14 protein-coding genes and 1 pseudogene are annotated in these 21434 nt (G+C 35.8%); 8 read left to right on the top strand and 7 right to left on the bottom strand.

Features of this window, described 5'->3' with window-relative positions; all coding sequences use genetic code 11:
* The first annotated feature begins 155 nt into the window (after nucleotides 1-155).
* The 8 genes from BWI92_RS12655 to BWI92_RS12620 all read left to right on the top strand — a co-directional run bounded on the left by BWI92_RS12655 (nucleotide 156) and on the right by BWI92_RS12620 (nucleotide 11067).
* The gene (locus BWI92_RS12655; RefSeq protein WP_095163628.1) at nucleotides 156-1745 is read left to right on the top strand and encodes an NAD(P)/FAD-dependent oxidoreductase; all 1590 of its coding nucleotides are present in this window, start codon (nucleotides 156-158) and stop codon (nucleotides 1743-1745) included.
* Nucleotides 1746-2023: 278 nt separating this feature from the next.
* Nucleotides 2024-2650, top strand: a complete 627-nt coding sequence (locus BWI92_RS12650; protein WP_095163627.1) for a CoA pyrophosphatase — start codon at nucleotides 2024-2026, stop codon at nucleotides 2648-2650.
* A gap of 481 nt (nucleotides 2651-3131) precedes the next feature.
* Nucleotides 3132-4367, top strand: coding sequence for a hypothetical protein (locus tag BWI92_RS12645; protein ID WP_141234769.1), 1236 nt, complete (start codon nucleotides 3132-3134; stop codon nucleotides 4365-4367).
* A 204-nt stretch (nucleotides 4368-4571) separates the two neighbouring features.
* Nucleotides 4572-7241 carry a DNA gyrase/topoisomerase IV subunit A gene (locus BWI92_RS12640; protein ID WP_095163625.1) on the top strand — a complete coding sequence of 890 codons (2670 nt, stop codon included), beginning with the start codon at nucleotides 4572-4574 and terminating at the stop codon, nucleotides 7239-7241.
* 297 nt (nucleotides 7242-7538) lie between these two features.
* On the top strand, nucleotides 7539-8198 hold the full coding sequence (locus BWI92_RS12635; protein ID WP_176464411.1) for a vancomycin high temperature exclusion protein: 660 nt from the start codon (nucleotides 7539-7541) through the stop codon (nucleotides 8196-8198).
* Nucleotides 8199-8351: 153 nt separating this feature from the next.
* Nucleotides 8352-9584: a sulfite oxidase gene (locus tag BWI92_RS12630; protein WP_095163624.1), complete on the top strand. Its 1233-nt coding sequence runs from the start codon at nucleotides 8352-8354 to the stop codon at nucleotides 9582-9584.
* Nucleotides 9585-9599: 15 nt separating this feature from the next.
* On the top strand, nucleotides 9600-9995 hold the full coding sequence (locus tag BWI92_RS12625) for a hypothetical protein (RefSeq protein WP_095163623.1): 396 nt from the start codon (nucleotides 9600-9602) through the stop codon (nucleotides 9993-9995).
* Between the two features lie 205 nt (nucleotides 9996-10200).
* Nucleotides 10201-11067, top strand: a complete 867-nt coding sequence (locus tag BWI92_RS12620) for a dienelactone hydrolase family protein (RefSeq protein ID WP_095163622.1) — start codon at nucleotides 10201-10203, stop codon at nucleotides 11065-11067.
* A 267-nt stretch (nucleotides 11068-11334) separates the two neighbouring features.
* On the opposite strand, the gene BWI92_RS12615 is transcribed toward BWI92_RS12620, so the two are convergent.
* The 7 genes and pseudogenes from BWI92_RS12615 to BWI92_RS28205 all read right to left on the bottom strand — a co-directional run bounded on the left by BWI92_RS12615 (nucleotide 11335) and on the right by BWI92_RS28205 (nucleotide 21305).
* The gene (locus BWI92_RS12615; protein WP_141234768.1) at nucleotides 11335-13395 is read right to left on the bottom strand and encodes a hypothetical protein; all 2061 of its coding nucleotides are present in this window, start codon (nucleotides 13393-13395) and stop codon (nucleotides 11335-11337) included.
* Nucleotides 13396-13398: 3 nt separating this feature from the next.
* Nucleotides 13399-14697: a hypothetical protein gene (locus BWI92_RS12610; protein WP_095163620.1), complete on the bottom strand. Its 1299-nt coding sequence runs from the start codon at nucleotides 14695-14697 to the stop codon at nucleotides 13399-13401.
* A gap of 36 nt (nucleotides 14698-14733) precedes the next feature.
* On the bottom strand, nucleotides 14734-16533 hold the full coding sequence (locus tag BWI92_RS12605; RefSeq protein WP_095163619.1) for a hypothetical protein: 1800 nt from the start codon (nucleotides 16531-16533) through the stop codon (nucleotides 14734-14736).
* 11 nt (nucleotides 16534-16544) lie between these two features.
* A complete protein-coding gene (locus BWI92_RS12600) occupies nucleotides 16545-16748 on the bottom strand; it encodes a hypothetical protein (RefSeq protein ID WP_095163618.1) in 204 nt (67 codons plus the stop codon).
* A 1-nt stretch (nucleotide 16749) separates the two neighbouring features.
* Nucleotides 16750-18060, bottom strand: a complete 1311-nt coding sequence (locus BWI92_RS12595; protein WP_095163617.1) for a hypothetical protein — start codon at nucleotides 18058-18060, stop codon at nucleotides 16750-16752.
* 148 nt (nucleotides 18061-18208) lie between these two features.
* A complete protein-coding gene (locus BWI92_RS12590; RefSeq protein WP_095163616.1) occupies nucleotides 18209-20140 on the bottom strand; it encodes a DsbA family protein in 1932 nt (643 codons plus the stop codon).
* Nucleotides 20137-21305: pseudogene (locus BWI92_RS28205) on the bottom strand (pyridoxal phosphate-dependent aminotransferase). Before BWI92_RS28205 ends, BWI92_RS12590 begins: the two are co-directional and overlap by 4 nt.
* Nucleotides 21306-21434: the final 129 nt, after the last annotated feature.

Genomic DNA, 21434 nt, shown 5'->3' with positions numbered 1-21434 from the left:
ACGATGAAATGAGAGAAATTTTCTGGTCAGCTAGTTTCTTTTTTTGAAAAACATCACAATTCATCAGTTCTCACCAAAAATGCCTACTGAATAAGGAAACATCGTTCTTTTTTTGTTATTTTGTAAAAAATTTAAGGATAAAAACCTTACCAAAGATGAAAAAACAACTTTCTCTGGTATTAGAGCCAGAAATTGCATTTGACCAAGATAACTTCGTTAACAAGGTAAAAAATATTCTTCAGGTTTCTACCACTGAAGAGGCTCACGTTCGGGCTATTAAGCGTTCGATTGATGCAAGAGGTCGTCAGGTTAAAGTCAACGTTGAAGTGGAAGCTTTCATCAATGAGGCGCCTACATCCATGATTGAATTTACAAGGGACTACCCTAATGTATCTAACGCTCCCCAAGCTATAATTGTTGGCGCTGGACCCGCAGGGATGTTTGCCGCTTTACGTTTGATTGAGTTGGGAGTTAAACCCATTTTGATTGAAAGAGGAAAAGACGTCAGAAGTCGTCGTCGTGATTTGGCTGCTATCAACAAAGAGCATTACGTCAATCCAGAATCGAACTATTGCTTTGGCGAAGGCGGTGCGGGTACGTACTCTGATGGTAAACTTTATACCAGAAGTAAAAAGCGTGGTGATATTCGCCGTATTCTTGAAATTTTTGTCGCACACGGTGCCACTGAGGAAATTTTGGTAGATGCGCACCCACATATCGGAACCAACAAACTCCCCAAAATTGTAGCTGAACTTCGCGAGAGCATTAAAAATGCAGGAGGTGAAGTGCATTTCGAAACGAAGGTTACTGATTTTATTCTCGAACAAAATACGCTGAAAGGTGTTGTTTTGGGAGATGGTCGTGAAATAAAGGGAATTGGAGTTATTCTGGCTACAGGACACTCTGCTAGGGACATTTTCGAACTTTGCCAGCAACGAAATATTTACATTGAGGCAAAGCCTTTTGCTATGGGAGTACGTATTGAGCACCCACAAAGTTTGATCGATTCGCTCCAATATCATCGTAAAGAACGAGGACAATATTTACCTGCCGCATCATACAGTTTGGTGGCACAAACTTATTTTAAAGGTGTTCAAAGAGGGGTATTTTCTTTTTGTATGTGTCCTGGCGGTTTTATTGTACCTGCAGCTACTGCACCGGGTGAACTTGTGGTAAATGGTATGTCTCCTTCTCGAAGAGATTCAAAATTTGCCAACTCAGGAATGGTTGTGGCAGTAAACGACATAGACATTGAGCCTTACAAAGAGTATGGAGCTTTGGCTGGATTACAATTACAAAAAGAGCAAGAACAACGAGCTTGCCAAATGATGAATGGCACACAAGTGGCTCCAGCGCAATTAGTGGGTGATTTTTTACAACAAAAAGTATCTAAAGAACTTCTTGAAACCTCGTATCAACCGGGCTTGAGTAGTTCAGATATGCTTGATGTGTTGTTTCCTCACATTGGAAAACCTCTTCAGGATGGTATCAAGCAGTTTGGTCAGAAAATGAAAGGCTATGGTACTAACCAAGGACAAATCATTGGTATCGAAAGTCGTACTTCTTCTCCAGTCCGTATTCCGAGAGATAAAGAAAGTTTAGAACATGTTATTGTGAAAAGACTATATCCTTGCGGTGAAGGAGCTGGTTATGCTGGTGGGATTATGTCGGCTGCCATGGATGGCGAAAGATGTGCCGAGCAACTTGTATCGAGATATGCCCCCAACAGTCATTACAGTTTGTAAAAATATAAAACCAAAACTCTAATCGTTTGAAAGAAGGAAATTTACAACTTTTTATTAAACGGTTAGAGTCTATTTTAAGCGTTTGATTTTCAATCAAAAGGCAAGAAAATCAAGGCTCACATTTTAAAAAACCGAAGATTAAACGAGTAGGAAATTATATTATATTACCCATGTGACATTGCTAAAGTTTGTATATATGCCTATTTCCTACTAATTTATATCAATTTTATACATTCTATTTAATAACGAAACAATCGACATTGCTATTGAGATAATTTATGACTGACTTCAATCACTTTATCGACAACTTGAGACAGCGCTTCACATTGCCCCTTCCGGGTGAAAGTGCCCATATTCGTATGGCATCAAGTTCGAGATTAAAGTTTAAGTTAGGTCCTAACGAAAAAACTCGACAAAGCGCCGTATTGATTTTGTTCTACCCACATGAAGGAAAAATATATCTTCCTTTGATATTACGACCAGCTTACGATGGAGTTCATGGAGGACAAATGGCCTTTCCTGGAGGGAGAAAAGAGCGTGAAGATGAAAATCTGATTAGAACAGCCATGAGAGAAGCCCAAGAGGAAATTGGGGTTCGTCTTACGGATGTAAAAATATTGGGTGAAATTTCTAAACTATTCATTCCGCCTTCAAATTTCTATGTACAGCCAGTGATTGGTTACATGGAAAAGAGACCAGAGTTTTACCCAGACCCACGAGAAGTTGACCAAGTAGTCGAAGTATCGCTTGATGAATTGCTTGACCCTGCCATCATAGGCAAAAAGATTTTGGATGTAAGAGGCACAGAAGTTGAGGCGGCCTACTTTGACATTCAAGGGCATACTGTATGGGGGGCAACTGCAATGATGATTGCTGAAATGATTGATTTAATTCAATCTGTCTAAATCCACCCCTAATTAAACAATTGTTCTCCTTATGAATCTACTAAGAACAAATAACTATCTCATTACCTTACTCTTTTTTACAATCTTTATCGTAATACTTCAACAATACTGTTACAACTTTTTTTTTGCTGATGATTACCACTTACTAAGGTATGTCACAGACTCACAGAATACGAGTAGTTTTAAAGAACAAATTTCATTGTTATTCGACCTTCACAATGAGCACAGAATTATATTTCCACGTTTGTTTACCTTATTAATTTACAAGTTTTTTGGTTATATAGATTGGAAATATTACAACCTTATTTCCCTTTTATATTACCTAGGTATTTGTTGTATTTTCCAATCGTTTTTTAACAAAACAAAACTTTCCTATTATTACTTTTTGCCTATCCCATTCTTGTTATTTCAACCGATTGCTCATGAAAATATTTATTGGACAATTTCCATTTTACAACAAGTTGGGAATCTTTTTTGGGCAATGTTATTATTTTGGTTAATTACAAATCCCTCACGTACATCTTTTTACTGGTCTATTGCAGTTGGAATTATTCTAACATTTACCCACGGAAATGGATTATTTGGGTTGATCATCGCAGGGGTTGTATTATTTTTGATGAAAAGAAAAAAAGAGCTTAAAATTTGGTCTTTTTTTGTGGTTGCCATAATCGGAATTTATTTCTTCCAATACAAAAATGGTCAAAACTCTAATCTTTCTGAGAGCTTGAGGCATCCTGATATGCTTATCAGGTGTTTATTAACTTTTTGGGGAAGTATCGCTTGGCAAATTACCAATCGCTATGTCATTTCAAATATTTTAGCCGCTTGTCTTGGGCTTATCATTGTATGTGCACTCTTACGATATCTTGGTAAATACTTACTAATAAAATTGTTCAAGAGTGATCAGAAAACTAACGATCAAAACATCTTTCTATTAGCATGCTTTGGGTATTTATTCATTACTTCCATTTTGGTTGGATTGAGCAGAGGATGGATAGGCATATCAGCTGGTTTGGATAATCGATACGCGCACAATTCCTTGTGGGCTATTTCCTTACTTTATTTAACCATTCTTATAAATATTAACAAAACACATGTCAAAATACTTAGTTTTTCCTCACTTTTATTGGCGATTTTCATTAATCTCTTTTCATGGTATTCCGCTTCGTTAAAGCTAAAATATCAATTTGATAATCAACGAGCCGAGTCATTTAATTATCGAAACCATCAGTTTATCTTGAAGGAATCTCCAGTTTTTAATCACAATATTTCATCGACGCTTGCTGTATCCTACCAAATAGGTATTAGTAAATATACTGATACAGACTTGGATGTTCTGAAATCTCTACCAAACAATCAGGTGAATATAGTTACCGACAATGAATACCGACTCCGTATAATACCAACAACCACAATAGTACAGGACGCTCATCATCCTGCAACGCTCCAGTCTTACCTTATTGAAGCGTTGAATATCAATTACAATCCTGATACCTTTTTGATGTTATTTACTGGTAAAAATAATTATTTGATTCCAGTAGAATACACTCATTCAAAAAAATCAGAATTGTTACTCAAAGCGAAATATTATGGCAATGGTTTTTATGCTACGTTCGTGACCAGCAACCTTCCAAAAGGGAAATATCAGTATGCAATTGTTCAAAAAAATGACAAAACTTACAAAATCACACTTCTTGAACAATTTTTAGAGATTTAATTTTCACCAAACCAACAAATTACCCGTTTTCTTAGTCATTTCTTCAAAATACAGACCATATAGTTATTTTTTTACCCATATTTTTTCGTAAATTGGGGTTTTGTAAAAAAGCAACAAACGTAAACTTAGGGCTAAAGCCGTCAAACTAGAATTGTATTAAATTTGGTCTTAAGTCTACTTTAAAAATTTTGAGAATACGCTGTAATGGAAAACACAAATCAGACAGAAGATTTCGACGAAAACAAGAACACGAAAAGCGAAGAGGCATTACATGAGCAAGTGGCAGTGGCTGGGTTGTACGAAAACTGGTTTCTGGAGTACGCATCGTATGTAATTTTGGAACGTGCCGTACCAGCAGTAGAGGATGGTCTTAAGCCTGTACAACGCCGTATCTTACATGCCCTTAATGAAATGGATGATGGTCGCTTCAACAAAGTGGCCAATGTAATCGGTCAAACCATGCAGTATCACCCCCACGGGGATGCTTCCATCAATGAAGCATTGGTAAACATGGGTCAGAAGGATTTATTGTTTGACTGTCAAGGTAACTGGGGCGACATTCGAACAGGAGATAGCGCTGCAGCAGCTCGTTATATAGAGGTTCGTCTTTCAAAATTTGCCCAAGATGTAGTATTCAACCCACAAACTACCGAATGGCAACTATCATATGATGGTCGCAAGAGAGAACCGATTACCCTACCTGTAAAATTTCCACTTCTATTAGCTCAAGGGGTTGAAGGTATTGCTGTTGGTTTGGCTACCAAAATCATGCCTCACAACTTTGTGGAACTGATAGAGGCCTCTATTGATATTCTCAAAAATAAGAATGTAGAAATCTATCCCGACTTTTTAACGGGTGGTTTAATCGATGTTTCTAATTACAACGATGGTATGCGCGGCGGCAAAATCCGTGTGCGTGCCAAAATAGAAGAATTAGACAAGAAAACACTCATTATCAAGGAAATACCTTTTGCTACTACGACAACCAGTTTGATCGAATCCATCATTAAGGCAAATGATGCGGGTAAAATCAAAATAAAAAAAGTAATAGACAACACCGCAAAAGAAGTAGAAATCCAAGTTCAATTGGCGCCAGGTACTTCTCCTGACGTAACAATCGACGCTCTTTATGCTTTTACCGACTGCGAGGTTTCTATTTCGCCCAATGCCTGTGTTATCATCGCAGATAAACCACACTTTGTTGGCGTAAGTGAAATCCTAAAAGTTTGTACACGCCAAACCTTAGAGCTACTCGGACAAGAACTCGAAATTCGTAGAGGAGAGTTATTAGAGAAATTACTCTTTAGCTCACTTGAAAAAATCTTTATCGAAAACAAAATCTACCGCGATATTGAAAACTGCGAAACGTTTGAAGAAGTAGTAGCTACTGTAGATAAAGGATTAGAGCCTTACAAACCACAATTCTATCGCGAAATTGTTGAGGAAGACTTACTCAGATTATTAGAAATTCGTATCAAACGTATTTCTAAATATGACTCCTTCAAGGCCGATGACTTGATGATTAAATTGCAAGATGAACTCAATGAGGTAAATGACAACCTTGCCAACTTGGTACGTTACGCAATTGACTATTACAAAATGCTCTTGAAAAAATATAGTAAAGGGCGTGAACGTAAAACAGAAATTAGAAACTTCAATACCATTACTGCTGCTGTTGTAGCAGCTGCCAATCAAAAACTTTATGTGGATCGTGAAGGTGGTTTTATTGGCTACAGTCTCAAAAAAGACGAATATGTAATGGATTGCTCAGACATAGACGACATTATCGTATTCCGAAAAGATGGTTCTTGTGTAGTAACCAAAATTCAAGACAAGGTATTTGTAGGAAAAGATATTATTTACTGCTCTGTCTTTAAAAAGAATGATGATCGCAAAGTCTACAACTTGGTGTATTTTGATGCCAAATCAGGGACAAGTTATATCAAACGTTTCAAGATTACAGCAGTAACCCGCGACAGAGTTTATGACCTCACAGCTGGAAATCCAAAATCGAAAGTATTGTACTTTACAGCTAATGATAATGGAGAGGCAGAGGTAATTCAAATAAATCTAACGGCATCTTGCACAGCACGTGTCAAACAATTTGAATACGATTTCAAAGACTTACTCATCAAAGGTCGTGACTCAATGGGTAATGTTTTGACAAAGTATCCTGTTCGAAAAATTGTTCAAAAATCTGCTGGAGTTTCTACCTTAGGTGGTCTGGATATTTGGTATGATCCAACGATTGGTCGTCTAAACCGTGATGAACATGGTAAGTACTTGGGTAACTTTGAAGCCAAAGACCACATTCTTGTAGTTTACAATGACGGACAATATGAGTTAACTAATTTTGAGTTAACCAATCGTTATGAGCCAAAAGACATTGCAGTATTAACCAAATTTGTTCCTGAAAGTGTTATTTCTGCAGTATACTACGATGGCGCTAGCAAATTGTACTATGTAAAACGATTTAGAATTGAGACTACCACTGTTGATAAGAAATTCTTGTTTATTTCGGATGAAAAGGGCTCAAAACTATATTTTGCATCAGTTGATATTTACCCTCGTATCGAACTAACCTTCAAAAAAGATGAAAAAGGTGCACAGCTTGAACATGAAGAAATAGCAATCGACGAGGTGGCAGAAATTAGAGGATGGAAAGCATTAGGAAGTAAATTAAGTACTCATAAAGTACAAGGCATAAAACCTTTAGAGCCAAAAATTGTTGAAGTTTCTGTTCCAGAGAGTAATGAAGAGGAAGACAAAACAGAAACCGAAGAAGCAGTAGCAGCCAAATTGGTTGAACCAGAAGAAATTGAGTTTCCCGAAAATTCTGATTCAGGAACTGGAGAACAATTAGGATTATTCTAGTTTTTCCACTATTTCTAAAAAGTCTGATAAATCATCATTGTACCCTACAGTACGGTGTGGTTATCAGACTTTTTTTTTATATATTAGGGAAATACTTTCAAAATTAAGTAAATATTAAGGCTAAAACTTAAACTTTTTCGATAAAAAATTTAATAATTCCACCAACATATCCTTTCGATTTCAACGTTATCTATTTGAATGCAATATCTTTAAAAAGCAGATTGATGATTCATATACAAATGTTTGATCGTATTTTCGGAAAGTCAGGAGGAATAAGTAAAGTTGTACCAAAGCTATATGAAAAGTACCCTTGAAATAGCGATTCGAGAACCACTTAACTTCACCCGATTTATCAAACGGGTTGTTAAGGGTCTTATTGCGTTGGGATTCATGGGCATTATTCTAGTTTTGATGAGTAATATTTGGATCGTTTTTTCTACAGAAAATTATAATTATTATAATATCGAAAATCTTCCATCCAATGATTTTGCCTTAGTACTTGGAACCAGTAAAAATGTTACTCGAGGCAAGGAAAATCTCTTTTTTCGCTATCGTATTGAAGCCGCTGCAAGATTATACCATGAAGGAAAGGTAAAATATCTCATCTTGAGTGGCAATCATGATTCTATCTTTTACAATGAACCCGCTGATATGCGTCAAGCACTCCTTAAACTTGGTGTGCCTTACGAGGTAATGATTTTGGATTTTGCAGGTTTTAGAACTTATGACTCAATAGTACGTTGTAAGAAGGTATTTAATCAGCAGAAATTTACGATTGTCTCACAACCCACGCACAATGCTAGAGCTTTATTTTTAGCGCAACATCTCGGAGTAGACGCAGTTGCCTTTGCTGCTCAAGATGTCCCTTCTGGCTACAAAACCTATCTTCGCGAATACCTTGCTCGCCCTAAAGCAATTTTGGACGTATACTTCTTGGAATCTCAAAAATATAACTAAGCAGATTCTAGCAATTAAATTTGTAAAGATATTAAAATTGAAAAATTTATTCTATATGTCCTATAGGAATAAATACAAACCAAATAATTCATCATAAACTCTTCCTAAAAGTTGCTTATATTTACAAAAATTGAACAAAGCCCTCATTTAACCATGACGCAAAAAAGAAGAAACTTTTTGAAAAAACTGATTGGCACAAGTGCTATGAGTGTACTTGGGACTGAAATTGTTTTTTCCAACAATATGCCCAAAGGCTACTCCCCTGTCATTCTAAATTCGCTAGATGATAACGCACTTGAAATGCTCAAAAAAAATAAGGAAATGACCATTTTGAGCGATCGTCCTTGGAATGTAGAAGCACCCGCACACCTGTTAGATGATGAAGTGACGCCTCTCGACAAAATGTTTGTGAGAAATAACGGAAATCCTCCTGAAAATATCGACATCAAATCTTGGACGCTAACGATTGAAGGAGAATCTGCCAAGACGAAAAAAACCTTTACTTTAGAGCAACTCAAGAAACAGTTTAAACAGTATACCTATCAAATTCAATTAGAATGTGGTGGTAATGGCAGAAGTGGTTTTGTACCGCAGGCATCAGGCAATCAATGGTCAGAAGGTGCTATTAATTGCGCTGAATGGACAGGCGTGCGCCTTAAAGACGTACTAAATTCAGTTGGAATCAAGGATGATGCAGTGTATATCGGCTATTTCGGAAAAGATACCCACTTGAGTGGCGACCCCAAAAAAGTTACGATTTCTCGTGGTGTTCCGATAAAAAAGGCTCTTGAAGATGAAAGTTTGCTAGCTTGGGCTGTCAATGGACAAGAAATTCCATTGATGCACGGGTATCCCTTAAGATTGATTCTTGGCGGATGGCCAGCTTCTGTTTCTGGAAAATGGCTAGAAAAAATCGTTGTTCGTAACAAAGTACATGATGGTGAAAAAATGGATGGGACGCACTACCGAGTGCCTTTGTACCCGATTGAACCAGGTGGAAAAGCACCAGATAGTGATTACAGAATCATAGAGTCTATGCCTGTAAAATCGGTGATTACCTATCCCAAAACAGGTGCTATGATTGATGATGGCAAAACGCTCAGTTTAAGAGGACATGCTTGGGCTGGCGATTTGGAAGTAAGTCAAATGGAAATTTCGATTGACTTCGGTGCAACTTGGCAGAAGGTGAGTTTACAAAAACCTAAGAACCGATTGGCTTGGCAACATTGGTCAACTGAAGTTAAATTTCCAAGAAAGGGTTATTATGAGGTTTGGGCAAAAGCCACAGACGCCAAGGGAATTGCTCAACCTATGGTCATTCCAGCATGGAATCCAGCAGGTTATCTCAACAACTCATGTCATAGAATCGCCATAAAAGTGGTTTAATCCAAGTATACTCTTATGAAAAAAATCATGTTAGTAGCCGCATTGCTTTCTATGGTTTATCTTGCTTCCCTAGGAAAAATTACGCCACACCCATATAGTCAAAAAGCCATCCATGCTGACTCGACCAAAGGATTAGATCCTGAAACAGGCTTGGTAATTGCTAAAGAACTAGATATGGTCAAAGCCCAATGTACAGGATGTCATTCTAGTAAAATGATTCTACAATTCAGAGCTTCACGAGAAGGTTGGTTAGAAAGAATTCGATGGATGCAAAGAACACAAAAACTTTGGGATTTAGGAGAAGCCGAACCCGTCGTTCTTGATTATTTGAGCAAATATTATGGTCCTGTCAAGCATGCACAGCGCCGTCAGCCCCTTTCAAATATACAATGGTATAAATTAAATAAATAGGCAAAATATTTTTACTTCTCAAAAGCCGATGTATTAAGATATTTGTTGAAGCGTATATCTTATTATATCGGCTTTTGGTCGAATATTTCACCAAGACTTAGAACAATTTTAGACGAATTTGTATTATTAATGATGAAACGGCAAATGTTCATCTCTCGGACATACCAACATTCAATCATTATTCATCCAAAACTCATCGTAGAAAATGAACAAACTTTGGCTATCTCTCAATCTCCTTGTTGTTAGCATAATGGGGTATTTTGCTGCAAAACCCATCGAACAACCTGAAAATCAAATTACAGTTTGTCATGCACCAGTATCAGGCGATATGGCACAATTCGCGAATGACCCAAATTTTATTGCTTTACACCCAACTCCAGTAGCCATCAAGTTTGTAGCAGAAGGCGAATCAATCACTTATCCAACTGCCGATGGTAACACAGCGAGTGCCTATATTGTCAAAGCAAAAAAGAAATCTGACAAATGGCTTTTTGTATATCAAGAGTGGTGGGGACTTAACGACCATATCAAACATCAGGCAGATGTTTTTTACAACGACTTAGGAGGAAATGTCAATGTTATAGCCTTAGATATGTATGATGGAAAATCAACCACAAATCCACAAGAAGCAGGAAAGTTGATGCAAGGTGTAGTCGAATCCAGACTTGAAAACATTGTAAAAGGTGCAATTACCTTGGCAGGTCCAAAAGCTGAGATAGCGAATGTAGGTTGGTGTTTTGGTGGAAGTTGGTCGTTAAAATCAGCCTTATTGGGCGGAAAACAAACCATCGGTTCTGTAATGTATTATGGAATGCCCGTAAAAGATGTTGAAAAACTAAAAACCTTACATAGTGATGTTTTGGGCTTGTTTGCCACAGAACAATATATCTCACAACAGGTAATTGAGGATTTTGCGGCAAATATGAAAACTGCAAATAAAAAATTGACTTACAAAATTTTCAATGCAGTACACGGATTTTCAAACCCAAGTAATCCTAAGTACGACGAAGCAGCTAGTAAAGAGGCTTACGGTATGGCGATCGGATATTTGAAGGAGAAGTATAAGTTGTAGTCATCTATATATATTTTACATGAGTCTTCTCGAACTTTTTGGTTTGGGATTACTCTCAAAGTTTTTATCAAAAAGCGGTCGAAAATTATGTTTTCGACCGCTTTTTGATGCTAATGACCTGGCTTAAGACCTAATCATTACGTTCCTAATGATGGAATACAAATTTTTCTTAATCACTCACTCGCTCAATCACAAATTTTGGGATAACCCTTGTATTATGTAGCAAAATATGAGTCCTTTTACACTCTCGCGGTCATATCAAATTTTCTACTTATAATAAATCCAAATCGAAGAATAAACTGATGTATATGAGTGATAAACAAACAAATACATTTTGTCTTTCCCATCTACTAAATCGTATTTTGGTGCATACTCCTCATAATTCTCATACTTGAATGTATCTTCAATACCCTTAGGAGGTATGCAAAGAGATTTACTCAATCTGTTATCGATATCGAATGTCTCGAAAAGCTGAATTGGTCTACTTTCTGTCTCTTTTGTTACAGGGATAAACATTGGCCATGCTCTACTCATAACTTTACTGACATCAAGTGTGCCCGACAGAGAAGAATTTTTAAGGAGTGCAGCTATTGAGGGTTCTACTCGAAAATCGGTTGATAATAACCTGTACATCTTTCCCGCTGATGAAACACTAAAAGCTCTTAAATTCAAAAGATTGCTGGGAGAATCAGTTAAATTTTGATACTTGGAAAGATTGGGTTTAATCGGTAGCAATTCGCTTTGGACCAACTGAAAATCTTCCTTATTGATAGTCATGGTGTACCCTGTGCTAACAAAAAATGGAGCATTATAAATACGACTCAAATCTTCAAAATAAATTTTATTACCATTAGTAAAAGCATACAATTGCCTACTATACATGCTTCTAAATGCAGATGTATTAAGAGATTTTAATTTAGATATGGTCTTAGAAGTCATATTAATTCTAAGCATATTAATCGCACTTAATTCTCCATTATATCCGATACTTTGATTCACCAGATAAATATAACCCTCAGCAGCAAAAACAATAGCGCCATCGTCAGTATTGGTATTCTTGAGACCGTAATCAGCATAATTAATATTAATTACCTGTGTTTTGTAACTGTTTAAATCATACTCATAAATCGACAATGATTGCGTTGGGATGTTTTCTTGATACATATAAAATTTACCATCATAAAAAAAACATTTATCATCTTTTGCAAGCAATGGATTAGCTATTTCCATGTAAGATCCATTCTCAAAAAAACCAAACATTTTTTTATAATCATACGCTCTCATTGGCGTTGTATAAACGATGTTATTGAACGCATAGGAAAGAGTACCATAGGCAGGCATTATTATATTTTGCCTACTTAGACCCACCCATTTGTTATGTGCTCGATCAGGAATTACAACAGGTGTAATTTTGGAATCATATACTACGCCAGATTTACCATATAAAAAGGCTTTAACATAAAATCGCTGATTCGCATTTAATACATCAGTAGTAAATTTGATAGCATCTGAATTTGTAGTGGTGGATTTAATATAATATGTTCCTTTTTCTAAATATAAGGATGACGTGTCTTCAGAAACCAACACTCCAACCTTCAAACCTGAATAAACATCAGGATGACTGTAATCTACCTGAATTTCGGCGTTTCCTTCAGAACTAACTGACAGGATTTTAGCAGAAACCACATTTTTAGCATCACATAAATTAGAAAAAGTCTGTAGTCTTATCAGTTCATTTTCGTTAAATTTCTTTTGAATATCAGGCACATAGAATGGATACATCCATGATTCTTTGTCATTTGAATCTTTCAATCCCAAATACTTTCCCAAATAATATACATAAGCCTGAAGTCTTGCATCTCCAGAGGACATTACTGATATCTTTATTAACGTCGCATGAGGAGTCAAAGAGTTGAATCCAACACAATTATTACAATTGCTCGTACTATTTGCATTAAAAATTCTTCCTCCACTGGTCATGGAATAAGGTTCTAAAACACTTACATTCTGATCTTCAAAACGAATATTGGCTGAGGTTGACAGTGGAGTCGGTTTCAGATTTATTCTAGGATTGACCTCATTGATAACATTAGCCGCTTTGACTAATATACTTTTTGATAACTCGTTTTTATAATCAGGAACAACAAATGCATTCGTAATTTCCACAGAATTGTAAAATATTTCACAGTTTCTCAGGTTTTCATTAAAAATAAAATTAGTATTCATTGATGGAGCAAATGAATCAGGAAAAGCCTCTAAAATCTCATATTTTTTACATGAATATAAAAGCGAGGATAGGACAACTAAAGTTATTAATATTGTGCGCATAAATTACCAGAGATAAAATGTTAGACCAGAGGAAATAGAGTTGATAGCTGAGCTTTCAAGCTTGGTATAGTAAGGTGTACTAAAATCAATAAAAGCGGCATCCTGAACATTAAAGTCTTTAAAGAAGTTTTGAAGACTTTTTCGATATTTTACAAAAAACTGAATGCCCTTGCTATTTCTTAGTCTATAGTTAATAAAAACACCTAGGGTACCGTTCAAACTCAGCCGATTGACATAATCCATGTTTAAAGAATTTATATCCATTTTATAGTAATATGAGTACTTAAAATTATCCAAATAATAAGCACTTACTCCCAAAGAAACACCCATACTTAATGTTTTATAGTAAGGTGTATTGACAGGCAGGAATTGCGTTTCAAGTCCAACTCTATGTCCGCTGTACTGAAAAGTTTCAAGCTTGACTCTTTGCTCGCCTTGAACTAAAAATTGAGGAATATATGTATAAAACTCTCTATTAAGATAAGTGTAGTTTAGGGATACTCTAAATTTACTGCCGATATTACCAACACTTAAATCGATTCCTGGAGTCGGAGATTTCTGTACTACCCCAATCTTTGGAGACTGGTCTACATCAAAAGAAAAATCAGGAAACAGATACTCGGACTCCAAAAATAGTCCCAATTTAATGGGGTATAACTTCGGTTTAAATCCTATGTCTTTTTTCTTAAATGATGCTATAAATAACGAATCTTTTCTAGTGAGTGAATCTTGAAATCTGCTGATAGAATTATTGGTACTATCTTGTAGATCTTTCTTAATTTTAGCTAAATACGACTCTTTTTTCTTTTCCAGTTTACCGCTCATCTTCAGATACAAGGTTGTTGAATCCAACAGACGATCATATCTTAGTGAATCTAAATATTGTTTAGCAGTTCTGAAGGCTTTTCTACTAATCCCAATTCTCGCAATATCCTTGGCAATTATTTGACTTATTTGACGTAATTGAATATAATTTGAATCAAACTTATTTATTTCCTTGAGCTGAGTGTATGCATGTAACCCATTTGATTTTAGTACTGCCGTATATAAATGATTGTATAATTTGGCCTTTTTCTTAAGCTCTGAAATCTTCTCGATAACATCAGTCAATGAATCCTTATGAGTAGTTTTAAGTACAAACTTTTCTAGGTAAAAAGATGCTTTCTCAAATTTTTTCTTCTTCTCAAATTTTTGGCTTTTCTTGATATAATAATTTAATTTATTGTTGGAGTTGTTAGGTTTCTGAGCTTGACAGGTGATACAAACCAGAAGGAACAGATAGAAGGTGAATTGTATTTTCATAATTAGTTAGATAAAGTAAATCAGCAAAATAATTCTCTATTTATGGTATACCCACAGCGTAGAGTGATTTTTATAATTAGTGGCAAGAAAGTAAATTTTATCCCCTCCATCTATAAATCTAGGACGAAATGACCCTTTCCATATATCACCTTTAAACATAGCCTCGAACGGTACTCCTAGTGTTTTTACGCTTTCATTTACAGGGTCATACACTTGAAATAGATTCCTTACACTACCTTTATTCAGGTCCGTCAAATCGGATTGAATTGGAACAGAGCTGCTGAAATAATCATTGTAACTGTAATAATCATCAGTGAAAGAATAAATTAGATAATCTAAATCATTTTCCGTGTTTGACAAAAATCTATAAATAGACTTATCAGAAATCGTATAATAGATTGAGCTATTGATGGCAATTTTAGAATTTACATCTGTATTTGTGATGGGTATGCTTTGGATGTAACTTAATTTAGGTTTAACTGTGACAGAGGTAGTCTTTTGTATCAAATCAAAATTAAGCACCTTGACTACTCCGCCATAATTATTATAAACAACTGTACTGTTAGCTGATTCGGGAGATGTCAAAGGAGAAGTGAAGTCGTCATTGCCTTGCTCAATAGGAGCCTTACCAAAATCTTGAAACGTAAGCTTTTCAAAGTCAAGTTTATAAACGTTACTAAAATAAGTGCCCGCTACACCATTAGTAAAAGAATGATAGGGGATTACATATATTCCAGAGGGATTATTAAAAAATAGGATCCTCTTATAATCTAAGGCGCCTTGTACAAAGTTAGGAATTGGTACAGGTATGGATGACAAAACTCTGGTATCTAATTGAAACTTGTAACATCTGAACTGAATATTCGACTCAAAATGAAGAATATAGATAGAATTATTCAAAAAGTACACCGTATTGTTTCCTTGCGGAACTGGTAAATAAATTTTTTCAATAATTTCTCCTGTTTGTTGATTTATCTTCAATACATATTGTTCATTTGCTTTTTCGGTAAAATGAAGGTCAGAGTAAAAATAACCATTGAACGCAAACACGGGTTTATCTTTTTCAGGAATGTATCCACTAAATAGAGTTTTTGTCCACTTGTTGTGCTCTCTGTTTGGGATGGTAAACTTTTTTGTTTGGCTTTCCGTTACAACCCCATTATTGCCGTATAAAAAACCCTTGTAATAGTAGGTAGTATTTGCGTTTAAGGTTTGAGTTGACAGAATAACAGTTCCAGTGGTCGAAGTTACCTTCTCACAATAATAGTCCGAATGGTTTACATTCAAGGAATCAGGATTTTCTGAAATGATAACTCCTACCTTTTTGATCTTGAAATCTTTAGAAAATTTAAAATTAACACTTAACCCTACTGTCCCATCCGCTAAAATATTTGGAGAACTAGTACTTGTTACCTCATCGCCAGTTGTACATTGACTAGTAATCTGTTGTAGAAAGCTTAATTCATCCTGAGTGAATTCTTTTTTTACTCCTGCTTCATAATAAGGATACATCCATGACTGTTTATTACTGTTTTCAGGCAAACCAAGCATTCGTCCTAGTGTAAATATATAACTTTGATAACGACGTTCGGCGTCAAAAGTTTTTAAGGTAAAAGCTCTAAAAGCAAAATCACTCCTCCAATTAAGTCCTTTATATACAATTTCATTCCAAGCTAGAGGGTATACTCCAGAGTCATACGTTGCACCTGAAGGATCATTTGCCAATGAGGCATTTCCAACCGAAAAATAAACATTACTTTCAAAAATATAGGGTGTTGGTTGTAGGTTAATCGAGGGATTGATTTTGTTAAAAAGTTCAGCAGCTTTAAAAAGCAAATCATTACTTATTAAATTCTCTTTTTTTGAAAATATAATTTAATCAACTCCTCGCTGCTGTATTTGATAACACAAGAACGATCCTCCGTTCTTAACGATACTCCATCTGGAATATGAAAGGTGGTTCGCTCAGGAAATGCTTCATCTAATTGTATAGGCTTACAACCGATGAGAATTCCTACCAAAAAGCTTAATTGTAGTATAAGTCTAGTCATTTTAGAATATAGTGATTAATAGGCCTGTTTTAATAGTGTTCAATTTTGAGTCTTTTACAGGTTCTAGTAAAGAGTTAGGTCTGTTATTAATGAGGTTACCAAGGCCGTAAGAATATCTAGCAAAAACTTGCATACCTCCAGATTTAGGCCATTTGTAGGCATACATCAAGCCAAAATCTACTCTGGTTTGTTCCAAAAAAACAGATTGATTCAAAACATCAGAAGTATTTAGCTTTTGTGTGTACATGAGTTTATCAAACTTATGATATTCAACTCCTGCAACAACCCCAAGGTTGTAAGCCCTGAAATAATTTTTGAAAGGGGTAATATATAAGTTGAATCCAACTGCTTTTGAAGAGTACTCAAATCGTTCAAGCTTTATATTTCGTTCTAAAAGTGTGTCATGGTAGTACGTCGAAAAGTTACCTTTAGCCAATCGCATCGACAAACCGTACCTAAATGTGGCTCCCAAACGTCCTAGGCTAATTTCAATACCTTGATATAGATTTAGATTATCCGATGTAATCAGTAGTGAGTTACCTGATGTCTTTATGACTTCTGGAAGTTGTATTTCATTCCCTATTAACAGGTTTACATGTAGAGGAAATTTCCTGTAGCGATGAAAATTATTTTGAGTAAGAATTTTATTTTGAAACAAGGAATCAAGTGCTCGTAATGAATCTCTTAAATCTTGTTCAGGTGTTTTGTTATAATTAGGAGTTTTACTAATTAAGTCTTTGATAGAACCTTCAACCTTTGCTTTTCGAAAAGCAATCTTACTCCTTAGCTCTATAAAAAATTTGGAAGAATCCTTCGGAAAATCATGTTGAACAGTATCAAGTGTAATATTCCCAGAAGCAAATGCTTTATGCTTGATAGCTCCATGGATGAACTTCGAAAGAGCTCGTTTAGAATATAAGCTTTTGTTTTTGAAAATTGTGGAACTGCTGTCAATCTTGAGCGTATTGTATGCAACAATATAGTGTCCATAGTCGAATGCTAGATTTGAAGCTTTTTTTCTAGTATCAAGATTTGAAACATTCTTTTTATTGCTAAGTTGATTGTTCAGAATAATTTGATCTTTTATCCAGTCAATAGTATCTCTGTTTATACACAACTCCAAAGCCTTTATATAGTCTTTTGAGGCTTTCAGATATTTTTTCTTCAAATGCTTGAGCTTGGCATTTTTAATCAATTTATTATACTCTTTAACTCTTACACTAACAATGCTACTCTTTGTAGCTGGAATAGATTGTCCGTAAGTGAAAATAACTGGAAAGAGTAATGTTAAAAGAAGTAAAATTTTCGACATAGAAACTGTTTAGATTATAAAGCATTATTTTTGAGCAATATATATTAAAAATTGAACATTTTTAATATACAAATAAAAAATCCACCTTCAGACACCGAAATTTTTCGATTACACCGAAGATGGATTCTATACTAAGAAATATATTATTTTAATAATCCGCTAACTTACTCTTCCAGATTATACCATTTTTGCTCTCAAATTTGTCAATGTATCCTCTTTCGTACAAATCGTCCAAGGTTTTTTCAGTATCTTCTACCGATTTTTCACTCAAAAATGAAAACTCTTTATTGGTCATAGTCGAAAAACAACTGAATAAGAAAACAGGATCTGTATTCAAATTTCTTTTCTGTGCATTAGGAATTAATTGATGAATAATGTCTTCGAAATACTCATATTCTTGATACCCTTTTGCAATAATTGTTTTGTTGTCTTGATTAGTAAAAATCAAGGTTGGGAATACGCCAACTTCCATATTTTGTGCCAAAATCAAATCATTTCGAAATGCCTCTTGCGCTTTTGTTTCGTAATCTTTGATAAATTTGGCTGAATCTAGCCCTACTTCAAAAGCTGCATTTTCTAAATAATTGAGATCTACAATATTCTTTTTTTCTAAGAATAGCATCTCTTTGATTCTTCTCAAAAACAAAATGGCTAAGTCTCCGTCTTGCATCTGAGCTGCTTTAAAAGCGATAGAAGGTGGATAAGATGAAGGCAGTGGATCTTCTAACCAAATATCTCCATCTAGTGGTATGCCATGAATCATGCACACTTCCTCCCAATGCGATGCAACGTCTGAAGGCTGAGTAATTGGTCCACGTTGATAGTCTGTCCAGGAGGGTAAAAGTCCTCCCATACGATAGTCAATATCGAAATATTCACCATACTCCAATTTCAACCTACGTAACATCGGTTGAACCACCCAGCAAGTTGAACAAATAGGGTCGGTAAAATATTGCACCTTTAGTGGTTTATCTCCTTTAACATCTGATTCTTTTTTAGAAATCAGCGGTACCACCATTTTATCACCATCTATTTTTTCTGGGTGCATAAAGAGCTCTTTTAACTCTCTCCCCAAATAGATATGTTTAGAAATCTCATCTTTACGAGAGGCATAATATTGCTCAAAAGCCAACTCAGAATTGCCAATTTTTAGCAACAAATCTGTCAATGTTTTTGCATCGATGATGGCATTGGTGGTTCCTGCACTCGTAAATGGCAGAGCCAAATGGGCAGCATCGCCTATCAATACGACATTTCCTTCATGGAATTTAGGCAATAGTCCAAAATCTCTTGTATTCCAAATATAGCTCGTTGAATAGTCGTTGGTAGCAAGCAATTCATTAACAATTGGAGGAAAATCACTCAATTGAAAATCACAAAAAGCCTTTAATTGCTCAGGTGTTGACTTGTCACAACAATCTGCTTCTACGGCATTATATTGCATAAACCAAACAAAATCAGAGGCTGACACAGGAATCATACCAAAACTTATGCCTCTGGTATCGCTCTGAAATTTGGTAAATACGTTGGGTAACTTAGAGGCCAAAGTTTCGTTTTTACACAAACCCACAACTTCCTTTACTTCTACTTTTGTAAACTCAACAGATCCCAATATGGCTTCACGAACTGACGAATTACTGCCATCCGCACCTACAAAAATATCACCATACTCTATTTCTCCATTGCTGAACTGAGCCGCAACTGCCTTGCCATTTTCATAAATAAAATGTGAAAAAACACGACCCGTTTTGATAAGTCCTTCAGGAATCAATTGATTCAAAAATGCAATTAAGTCTTTTCTCCTAATACAACGCCAAAGATTGAGCTTTTGACGCTTTACGGGTTCTCCATTGCTTTTATTAAAATTAAATTCCCCAATTTCGATACCCGGTAGAGGAATATTTTTTCCTTCACTCAGCTCTTCTAGGATAGACCATCCGTCGAGATGCATGAGAAAAGCGTGACCTCGGGTATGAAATTCGGTCATTTTTTCATTAATGACTACTTCAATATTTTGTTTGTTTAACAACAGGCCAAGTGACAATCCAGCCACTCCCCCACCAATTATTACAACTTTCATAAGTAATTAAGTGCGGTTTTTATATAATTAAGTGCGTTAGAAAGAATTCCATTAGATGTGGCAAAACTTAACCTGATATAACCCTCTGCTCCTGTTCCAAACCATTGTGGTAAACCCGGAACAACTGCTACTTTGGCTGTTTCTAGTAAGTATGCTTGTATTTCGGCGCTGGTTTTTCCAGTGCCTGTAATATCTGCAAATGCGACATAACAACCTTGTGGTGCGATACATGACACCCCCTTACTTGCATTGAGTTCAGATACACATAAATCACGCATCTGTTGGAGATGCTGAATAAAGCCCTCTAGCCAAGGTCCACATTCGTTTAAGGCAGTGGTTGCAGCAATCTGCCCTAAAACGTTTGCTCCATGAACCGTAGATTGATGTAAAGAAGCTCTGAAAAGAGTATCAGCGTGGTTTTGATTAAATGCCACCAGCGAACCAATGCGCAAACCTGCTAAACCATAGGATTTGCTATATCCCGTCACGATAATGGTTCGTTGACGGATACTTTCATCAAGACTAGCAATACTGGTAAATGTGTATGGTTGATACACAATATCACTCCAGATTTCATCTGATAAAATAATAAGATTGTGCTTACACGCTACCTCGCCCAAAATTCTTAACTCCTCTGGAGTAAAAACTTTGCCCGTTGGATTAAGAGGATTGCAAAGGCAAATCATTTTGTTTTGGGAGTAATTAGGGTTTCTAGCTCCCAAAAATCTACAAACTCTTGACCTGGAGGAATACCATAAGAAATGGCACTGGCACCAACCGTTTCAATTGAGTATTTAAAAAGGAAATCAACAGGGTTAAAAATAATCGCCTCGTCACCTTTTTCAAGGAAGGCTTTGCAAATGACATAAATTCCAAAAGCCGCACTGTCTACAGGAAAGGTAAATTCGGGTTTGGCTGGAACGTTTCGTTTGTTGTGAAAAAATTGGGCAACACTTTCTTTAAACTGAGGAAGTCCTTCGGGTGGACCATAACATAAATAGCGGTCTTTGATAAACTTGGTTAGGGCATCTGCTATTTGTGGTGCACTCGGGAAGTCTGGATCCGCCGCGGTTAACGGTATCACGCCTTCAGGAACTGTCGCCCAGCGTAAGTTATAGGCACGCTCTTTTAGGATGCCTACATTTACAGTTGAGTCATCAAACATAGGATAATCTTAAGGGTATATTTGTAAATTTTATGGGTAATTCGATATGGCAATAACTATAATTTTTCTTTGTGTGCTAAATATGTACAATAAAAGTAGAAAAAACAATTTTATATCTAAAATTTCTAG

It is taken from the genome of Flectobacillus sp. BAB-3569 (genome assembly GCF_002270355.1).
GTDB lineage: Bacteria > Bacteroidota > Bacteroidia > Cytophagales > Spirosomataceae > Flectobacillus > Flectobacillus roseus.
Note: the sequence above shows the minus strand (reverse complement) of the source record. Positions and strands in the feature narration are given on the sequence as shown.